The organism is Enterobacter sp. UPMP2060, assembly GCF_053709655.1.
This window is the reverse complement of record NZ_JBSKJQ010000023.1, coordinates 1-9,188: the sequence shown is the minus strand read 5'-3', so window position 1 is coordinate 9,188 and position 9,188 is coordinate 1. Positions and strand designations below refer to the sequence as shown.

General features: G+C 50.6%; 8 protein-coding genes and 1 pseudogene. 2 read left to right on the top strand and 7 right to left on the bottom strand.

Features of this window, described 5'->3' with window-relative positions; genetic code table 11:
• The coding region (locus tag ACWKXN_RS22240) for a Tn3 family transposase (protein ID WP_454544365.1) at positions 1 to 2,771 on the bottom strand (2,771 nt) is incomplete at its 3' end.
• A 163-nt stretch (positions 2,772 to 2,934) separates the two neighbouring features.
• Between ACWKXN_RS22240 and ACWKXN_RS22235 the strand changes: the two genes are divergently transcribed.
• The gene (locus tag ACWKXN_RS22235) at positions 2,935 to 3,507 is read left to right on the top strand and encodes a recombinase family protein (protein ID WP_102603372.1); all 573 of its coding nucleotides are present in this window, start codon (positions 2,935 to 2,937) and stop codon (positions 3,505 to 3,507) included.
• Here the strand turns inward: ACWKXN_RS22235 and ACWKXN_RS22230 are convergent.
• Positions 3,501 to 3,578: pseudogene (locus tag ACWKXN_RS22230) on the bottom strand (IS1 family transposase); the annotation flags it as partial. The gene ACWKXN_RS22235 and the pseudogene ACWKXN_RS22230 sit on opposite strands and share 7 nt — an antisense overlap.
• Before the next feature lie 48 nt (positions 3,579 to 3,626).
• Between ACWKXN_RS22230 and ACWKXN_RS22225 the strand changes: the two are divergent.
• Positions 3,627 to 4,079, top strand: coding sequence for an acyltransferase (locus ACWKXN_RS22225; protein WP_057393711.1), 453 nt, complete (start codon positions 3,627 to 3,629; stop codon positions 4,077 to 4,079).
• A 31-nt stretch (positions 4,080 to 4,110) separates the two neighbouring features.
• On the opposite strand, the gene ACWKXN_RS22220 is transcribed toward ACWKXN_RS22225, so the two are convergent.
• The 5 genes from ACWKXN_RS22220 to ACWKXN_RS22200 are packed head-to-tail and all read right to left on the bottom strand — an operon-like array spanning position 4,111 to position 8,967.
• Positions 4,111 to 5,643, bottom strand: a complete 1,533-nt coding sequence (locus tag ACWKXN_RS22220; RefSeq protein WP_454544364.1) for a flavin-containing monooxygenase — start codon at positions 5,641 to 5,643, stop codon at positions 4,111 to 4,113.
• A complete protein-coding gene (locus ACWKXN_RS22215; protein ID WP_102603370.1) occupies positions 5,640 to 5,909 on the bottom strand; it encodes a SemiSWEET transporter in 270 nt (89 codons plus the stop codon). Before ACWKXN_RS22215 ends, ACWKXN_RS22220 begins: the two co-directional genes overlap by 4 nt.
• A 1-nt stretch (position 5,910) precedes the next feature.
• Complete coding sequence (locus ACWKXN_RS22210) at positions 5,911 to 6,927, bottom strand: Gfo/Idh/MocA family protein (protein WP_454544363.1); 1,017 nt, start codon at positions 6,925 to 6,927, stop codon at positions 5,911 to 5,913.
• The gene (locus ACWKXN_RS22205) at positions 6,924 to 7,757 is read right to left on the bottom strand and encodes an HAD-IIB family hydrolase (RefSeq protein WP_102603368.1); all 834 of its coding nucleotides are present in this window, start codon (positions 7,755 to 7,757) and stop codon (positions 6,924 to 6,926) included. Before ACWKXN_RS22205 ends, ACWKXN_RS22210 begins: the two co-directional genes overlap by 4 nt.
• A complete protein-coding gene (locus ACWKXN_RS22200; protein WP_262360413.1) occupies positions 7,741 to 8,967 on the bottom strand; it encodes a DegT/DnrJ/EryC1/StrS family aminotransferase in 1,227 nt (408 codons plus the stop codon). The genes ACWKXN_RS22205 and ACWKXN_RS22200 overlap by 17 nt, the downstream gene beginning before the upstream one ends.
• Between the last annotated feature and the right edge of the window lie 221 nt (positions 8,968 to 9,188).

Sequence of the window (9,188 nt, the reverse complement as noted above, 5' to 3'; positions counted from 1 at the left end):
GCGCCCAGTTGATCTTCCTGCCCTTCACGATAGCGCTTTCTGATCTCACCGCGTTGCCCGTAGCAAATCGCTCGCGCCACCGCATGGCGGCCTTCTCCCCGGTTGAGCTGTGTCAGGATCCGCCGACGATAATCTTCATCATCAATATAATTGAGAAGGTACAGCGTTTTGTTGACGCGCCCCACTTCCATGATCGCCTGCGCCAATCCTGATGGGCGCGAGCTTTTGAGCAAAGAGCGAATGAGTTCTGAAGCATGAATGGTACCCAGCTTCAGCGAACCGGCGGTTCGCATCATCTCATCCCACTGGTTCTCTGCCTTCGACAGATCTGCACATCCTCGCGCCAGCGCATCCAGTGCACCGTAGTTTGCCGATTTATCCGCTCGCCAGAATACCGCTTCGCCAGCATCGGCAAGCCGGGGTGAAAACTGATATCCCAGCAGCCAGAACAGGCCAAAAATAATATCGCTGGTACCAGCTGTGTCTGTCATGATCTCAACCGGATTCAGCCCTGTCTGCTGCTCCAGAAGGCCTTCCAGCACAAAAATGGAATCACGTAATGTGCCGGGGACAACGATGCCGTGGAATCCAGAGTACTGATCAGAGACGAAGTTGTACCAGGAGATGCCACGCCCGGAACCAAAATATTTTCTGTTAGGCCCAGAATTGACGGTTTTCACCGGCGTGACAAAGCGCATGCCGTCGGCTGACGCCACTTCACCACCGCCCCAGCGCCCGGCAAGCTCCAGCGTAGACTGAAAATCAACCAGACGGGCATTGGCGCTGACCAGTGTTTCTGCCCGGAGGTAATTCTGTTTCACCCAACTGAGCCGGTGGCGGGTCAGTGCCGGTATATTGTGCTTTATCAGCGGTTCCAGTCCGATATTGCAGGCTTCAGCCATCAGGACCGCACACAGGCTGACGTGCAGATCCTGCGCCCGCGCTCCGGACTCACTGACATGCATAAATTCCCGTGTAAATCCTGTTCTGGCGTCTATTTCAAGCAGTAATTCCGTCAAATCAACCGGAGGAAGCAACTGTCTGACCCGACTGTTGAGACAAAGCAATGACTGTGGCTCCTCCAGTTTCTCCAGGCTACTAATGGTCAGGGAAGGATATTTACCGTCATTGCAAACATGGACTTCCGCATTCCCTTCAAATCGGGATGCGACAGCTTTCCAGGTCTCATCCAGCTGAACGGCCAGTTGCTGCACGCCTTTATGCCCATCGGTGGGATGTCCCAGCGCACGACAGACGGGGATACGCTGAGCTTGCCACTCTTCACCCTGCAACAGCTTCTCACGGGGATTTCCCCAGCGATCGCTGTTTTCGAGCCAGATGTCCCGGCGGCGCAGTGCATCCTGAAGGCGTTCGAGCAGACACAGTGAGTAACCGGCGCGTTGTATCCGGCCTTCCGCATCGTACACGAGGCGTTTCCAGGGGCCGGTGATGATATGTTCAGGAGCATCATCGAGGATGCGCTTTTTCGAGCCGTTCAGTTCGGTCAGATAATGAATCGCGGCCAGCGTATGTTCTCCTGCTGGCGCAGCGCGGAAATGCAGATCCCGCAATACCGCAGGAAGAAAACGCTTAACCCGGCCGTACTGCTCCACCATTTCATCATGGAAGTTATTGTTCTGAGGGCGGGCAAGTTCATTAACCTTGCTGACGGATTCTGCCAGCCTGCTTTTCGGTACGCAGCTGAAGATGGTCTCCCTCAGTTCAGCATCGTCAGCCTGCTCATCCAGCAACAATGAACATGCTCGCGCCAGCAGTAGCGCAGCACGGTCAAGATCTTTAAGCGTCCTGAGCCGCTTTTTCTGCCCCGTTTTCTTCGCCTCGCGGGTGATGTCCAGTATCAGCATATCGAGCACATCAACGGCCTCATCCAGCGCTGTTATTTCCTGAGCTTTAACAAATGCTGTGAGTACGGCCAGTTTTCTTTGCTCTGGCATGCGTGCGATATATTTTACCGATGCCATACCTGCATAACGCGCCAGATTACGTAGCTGTATAGCGGGCAGGCCGGTAAAATTCAGCCGGGAAAACTCAAGGGTTCGCAGCCGGACATACCGCTCCAGCGCTTCTGTAAATGCCGGGCCGCTGACGGTGACTGGTCCCTTTTTTAGTTGTTCCAGCGGTGAAATTCTCTGCCCCTCAGGAATGTCCAGCAGTTCCGTCACGCGGGCGGTCTGCCAGCTGTCCGGCAACGCGGCCAGTTTCTTCCACAGACGCTGATTTGCCCGTTCGCGTATTTCACTGACGAGACGAACAAGTGTGGTTGCTCCGGGCAGCAGGACCTTATTCTGAAGCAGCCACGCGGTGGCAAAATCAAACATCAGGCCGGGTCGCTCATTACTGAGCCATGCCCGGGTGTACAGCAGGCGCTTCAGGCGGAAAGACCAGGGAAAATCGCCAAATTCATGGTAACCGTAATATTCCTTAATCAGCGCAGTATGCTCTCTGAGTGTCGTATTCCGTTCAGCGTAGCGGGAGAGGACTTCCGGACGGCGGATATTAAGCTGCACCGCAACAAATTGCTGAACACCCGGCAGAACCCGGGTTAAATCTGTTAGAAAGGTGCCCAGAAAACGGGCGCTGGTAAGCTGAAGCGCTATTCCCAGCCGGTTATGCCTTCCCCGCCGCTGGTTAATGAAAGCAAGATCCCGTTCATCAAGATGAAAATAGCGCGCCAGCTGCACGTCATTGGGTTCCGCAACGTAGCGACCATAATTCAGTTCCTGCTCGGTGGTCAGAAAATCGACGGGCATATCAGCCTCCCTGCCTGAAGGTTACAAGTTAACAACTTTGTAACCATCCAAAATATTATAAATTATCAGACAACATAAAACGGAAGGCATGGGCTGTCTATTAAATCGTATTTTTGCCATAATAGACACAAGGTGTCTGATATTCGATTTAAGGTACATTTATATGCGACTTTTTGGTTATGCGCGGGTCTCTACCAGTCAGCAGTCTCTCGATATTCAGATCGGGGTGCTCAGAGACGCTGGGGTAAAAGCCAATCGTATATTTACAGATAAAGCATCAGGCATCTCTACCGACAGAGAAGGTCTGGACATGCTGCGAATGAAGGTGGAGGAAGGCGACGTCATATTGGTAAAAAAACTCGACCGTCTTGGCCGCGACACTGCTGATATGATTCACCTTATAAAAGCATTCGATACTCAAGGCGTTGCAGTCCGGTTCATTGATGACGGGATTAGCACCGACGGACCAATGGGACAAATGGTGATCACTATTCTTTCAGCTGTAGCACAGGCCGAACGCCAAAGAATTCTTGAGCGCACTAATGAAGGCAGGCAGGAGGCGAGGCTTAAAGGTATCAAATTCGGACGCAAGCGAAGTGTAGACAGGGATGCCGTTCTGGAACTCCATCAGAAAGGTATTGGTGCAACTAATATTTCTCATCAACTCAGCATTGCACGTTCCACTGTCTATAAAATTCTCGAAGAGCAGAATCGGGTTGTGACTTCAACTTACTGATAATGTTTTGTGTTCAGATAATGTCCAATGGTTTTGTCATGCAGTTCCACCGATTTTGAGAACGACACTGACCACAACAATTCCAGTATGGGTGATCAGTATTTGAAGGAAGTGTTTATATGAAATTTATGGAATGTGCTGTTCGGGATGTGATTTACGGAACCAATGTCCGTATTGTCAAACCGGCCAACATTTATGAATGTGAACTCCGGGATAACGTGTTTGTCGGCCCCTTCGTTGAGATACAGAAAGGCTGTCTCATTGGCAGTGGAAGCCGGATCCAGTCGCACACGTTTATCTGCGAAAACGTAACACTGGGTGAGAACTGTTTCATTGGCCATAACGTGACGTTCGCCAACGACCTTTTCAGGTCTGGAGCGCCGGACCCATCACCGGATAACTGGATCACCATTTCCCTGGGGGATTCGGTTACTATAGGCAGCGGAGCCACCATTCTGTCACCATATATCTGCAGCGGGACCGTCATTGGCGCGGGTGCTGTTGTGGTTAAACCGATAGAAATCAAAGGTATTTATGCAGGAAACCCGGCGAGGCTGATTAGATCATTATGAAAAAGAAAAGGGCCAGTAAAGGCCCTTTCTATCAGAGGTAGGTCTGCGAATACGGCAGATGTACAGAAAGCGACTGCCGGGGATCGGTTTCCAGCGCCGCCTGGTATTCTGCGTCAGTGATATCACCTTTTTTCAGCAAATAACCGAGAGCATCGTTTCCCAGTCCTGACAGTATGCGTATTCTGGCGACCCGGAAATCAAACAGGCTGTCCATCATACCCGGCTCCGGAGCTGCGGGAGGACTGGCCAGATAGGCAGGTTTGACCACACTGCTGATGATGTTCCAGTATCGGGAAAAGTCGCGTGAGGGATCCGGGAGAAGGCCCGCCAGCAGTCCAATCCGGATGGTTTCCAGCCAACTGTCATAAAAGCGCTTAACATGAAGTGAAGCCATGTGCTCAGCGCACCATTTGCGCATGGCTTCTTTTTCCGGAAGAAGCGACTCTCCGGAGAATACGTTGATGACCCACTGGCTGATGATGTCAAAATAGGGGAACGCGGCCCCGAAACCGGCAGTATCTACCGGCGGATTTATGACGGCCAGCGAAGGATCTTCCGTCCAGAAAAAGTGCTCATACAGCTGTGCCCTGTCAAACCCCGGAATGAACGAATAATCAGGCATTTCATAGCCGGTGCAGGTAATGATGACATCATATTTTTCCTGCGTTGCGTCGACGAACTCAATCACCCCTTCTCCGGTGAAACGCTCTGCTTGGGGTTTAATTTTTATCAGTCCGGCGGCCACATTCGGTATGATTTTTTCGTTAACATGCACCGCGTTATTGTTCGCCATGTCGGGCAACAAACCGGATGCCCGGTAGGTCTGCATGTAGTCAGGCATCGTGGTATCGAGATAACCGACAAAATCTGCATAACTCAAGCGACTCAGCAGACACCGGCCCAGATAGGAATGCATCATGTCGTTCGGACCCGTCCGGAATTGTCTTGGCAGATACAGCCCCATCTTTTTAACGGACAGACTCACGCTTCTGGCAAAGGGAACAAGGTCTGAGGCAATATCCGCCCCGCTGACACCACCGCCTATGATGAGTATATTTTTCCCTTTAAATACCTCCGGCTCCTGATAATCTTTGGATGTGATCAGCGTGCCGGAGAAGTATTCCGCACCCGGCAGGGTAGGCCGGCGAGGTTGCCAGAGTTCCCCTGTTGCAATGATGACCCGGTCAAAAATATCTTCCCGGTCATTTCCTGCAGAGGTGCTGCGAATAACCCAGTGCCCGGAGTCTTTTCTGAGTGCAACCACTTCAGTATTAAGCCGGGTAGACGCACGGAGGGCATCCTCTCCGGTCACCGCCGAAAGATATGCGAATACCTGCGCCACACCCGGAAATTCATCAATATTGCCTGGGGGAAAGTCAGTATAATGGAATGCACAACGGGAGTTTTGCATACAGGCATTACGGTAAGCTCCACTACTCCAGGGGTTCCAGATCCCCCCAATATGGGCATTTTTCTCAAACAGAACCACGGAGTGCCCCGCCTTAATCGCATTACGGGCAGAAATGATGCCGGCAGGTCCTGCGCCGATGATCGCAATATTCATACGTGTTTTTTCCTGCGGTTGAGAAGTGTCATTACCAGCACCGGTGCAGCCAGAAACAGTGTGACAATATTTGCGGCCAGTACGGCCAAATCAGATCGCAGAATGCCATATGCTATCCATGCAATTACACCTGTCAGGAACATGATATACATAACAACGGAGATACCTTCGGTGTTGCGTGTCCGGAGCGTTTTGATGCTCTGGGGGGCGAACGCAAACGTCGTGAAAAATGCGGCAAACAGCCCAGTTAAAAGAATGGTGTCCATATCAGAATGCCTCAATTATTTCCTGTATATGAAGGCCGGATGACAGATCCGCCAGCTTCGGGGCTGCGTGGCCATATTTAATAAGGGCACACCAGTCGTCATGAAGGTGAATAAACGAATCAGACCAGAACGGAAGCTCCCGTGGTGGATCGGGTAAACGCTTTAGGCCGTCGAAGCCCACGGTTTCCGCGTCCGTCTCATTAAACAGGACCAGGAGCAGACTGTTTTCATGATGAGTTGAATATCTGATTTCACCCTTTTCAAACACGAGCTGCATATGCAGCCCCAGATCCTGCCCTGTTTCCGATTTACTGGCATGAATTCTGAAATAAGCCCCTTTCTCTGAGCTGCCCATCACATAGCCGTTATCATCCACTTCAACCCGGCCATCTGATTTTGCACCCACGCGCGTACCCTTCACCGTCCTGATCCCATCAACCACAACTGGGCTTCCCCCTATAAAACAAAATAAATCAAGCAGATGACAGGATAAGTCGCCCAGTGCTCCGCTGCTTTTGCTCTGCCGTGCAGAGTCACGCCAGGTCAGGTGATGGCGGGTCAGTGCAGAATTTTTATTAAACTCTGCTGAGAAGAAATGCAGTTCACCTAAATCCCTCTCATTTCTCAGACGCATCATCGTGTCGATAACACGGTTATACCGGTAGTTAAAAGACACGATACTGCCTTGTGGGGCAATTTCCTGAAGATACTGTGCTGAGTTCAGATCCGTTGAGAGGGGCTTTTCACACACAAAAGGGAGCTGTTTGTAGCGAAGTACTTCCTCTGCCACGCTGACGTGGAGATGGTTTGGTGTGCAGATAACGAAACCCTCACTGACTCCGGCAAGCTGCTTCAGGTCCTGGCAGCATATCACCGGCACGGTGCTGATTTCGCTGAGCAGCCGCACGTTATCTGCACTCACATCGTACAGGGCCAGTCCGGTGACCAGCGGATTCAGACAAAGTGCACTGACATGGGCGCGGGCAATCCCCCCACAACCTACAATTCCGATGTTCATCCCTGTAGCTCCTTAAGTACGTTAAGTATCCCGTGGCAGTAAGCAGCGTTCAGGCTGCTGCCATACTGTCTGATCGCGAACGGGTCCGCATTCCCCACCAGATAGCCTTTTCCGGCCTGTGCAAACATGGCAAAATCATTCGCACTGTCACCAAAGGCAATAATGGCTTCTTTCGGCAGCGCGGTTTCCTCCATCAGAAAAGACACTGCCTGATCCTTACCACAACAGAGGGGGATAAATTCAACGTCATAACAGTCAGGGGGATCGCCAGCCGCCGGGTTACAGCGGGTAAAAACGACACGAATTCCTCGTTCGTCTGCCAGAGCCTGGATGGTGGCAAAATCGCCGGCCATCGAAGCTCCCTCAGGGTAGTAATAGCTCACTTTAAAGGGGCCCTGATAATCCTCCGGTTGTCTCTGCAGGGGCATCCCTTTTCCCATCAGGATCCTGGCCAGGCTGTTGACGTTCTGAAGGCTGTAGCCTGAACGGCGTATCCGCTCTGCCCAGGTTTCAGAGGGTCTAAGCCTGCCATTTTTGACCCAGTAAAATTCGGTGCCGAGACTGCAGCAGATAAAGTGAGGGCTTCGCGAAATATAGCCTCTGGATTTTCGCCAGGCCGAATCCAGATTTGTTCCTGTGATCCAGCCAGCGAGAATGCCCTTTTCTTCTGCATGGGATGTAATATAGGACTCCAGCAGTTCAACCCCTCCCAGTGCCTTTTTTTTGGTGTCCGAAGGAATATAAGTTTCATCAAGATCACAGCACACTATCGTGCGAATTACTGCCGGGAGCGGAAATTCAACCGGCCAGTCTTTATTTAAAATAGTCATGCAATACTCCGGTAATGATGTTCTGCTCCTGGAACGACATATGGTTATGCAGTGGCAGATGGAATAATGCAGAATGTATTCTTTCAGAAGCACTGAACTGCTCCCGACGGGAATATCCGGTAGCCAGCGGATGTTCTCCGCAATGTGAAAGGACGGGATAATAAATATCTAACTCCACACCCCTTTCACGCGCAAAGGCGAAGAGAGAATCACGCTCGCCCTGGCAGAGCAGAACCGGGAAAAGATGCCATGTATTCTGAAGGATATCTGACGGAAGTGTCATTTTATGTGACAGGTCTGCCAGTAACAGATGGTAACGGGCTGCAAGCAGGCAGCGTTTTCTGGCATTATTCTCAAAGTGGCGAAGTTTGACACTAAGCGTGGCAGCCTGCAGGTTATCCATACGGCTGTTTAATCCCCAGTCCTGAGCTTTAATATTCTTTTTACCTTCAGCAAATCCGTGATAAGAATATTGCCTCGCCAGACGTGCCAGCTCAGGAGAGCGGGTCAGTACTGCACCGGACTTACCAAAAGAACCAATATTCTTGAACGGATTAAAACTCAACGCCAGCAGATCACAGTGACCGATGAGTGACCTGATACCAAAGCACTGGGCTGCATCCACGATAACAGGAATGTCGGCTTTGCGGGCAATTCGGTGGATGGCATCAATATACATGCATGAGCCATAAAGACAGACCGGTAACACAGCCTTAGTTCTTGTGGTACTGAGGCGCTCCACTTCATCCGGAAGCATATTGAAAGAACTGTCGATATTAGCGAAGACTGGAACGGCCCCCACGGCCATCACTGCATTTTCCGTAGCAGCAAAGGAGTTCAGAGGAACAATGACCTCATCACCGGGTCCTACACCAACAGATTTAAGGGCTATTTTTAACGCGTCGGTGCCGCTACTGGTGGCAATACAGGTATGAGCACCATAAAATATTCTTAATGTTTCTTCTACTTCTCCGATATAGGGGCCACTGGTAAAACATCCGCTTTCAATCACAACTGAAATGATGTCCTTTGCTTCTGCCCGTTCAGAACGGGAGTTCAGCCTTGAAAGTGGCAAAAATGAGACTGAACCTGAATCATCATATTCACTTTCATTATTAATACTTTGGTATATATCTTTAAATCGTTCCTGCAGTTCATTTTCCGTTGATGCACTGAAAATCGTTTCATTCAAAACGCTGACATCTTCCATAAATACCTCCATTTAATGTCAGAGAAAATAAAACATAGAAAAACGATATTTTCACGCCTGAATCACAAATAAGCGAAGATGATCACAATTATGTTACATAATTTATGGGGCTACTGACCGCCTTAGCAATATGCAGAAACTGTAGCCCGGGGCATCTGTTATAGTCAGCGTGGTGAGATCAGAAAGCGCTATCGTGAAAGTCAGGAAGATCAACTGGGTGC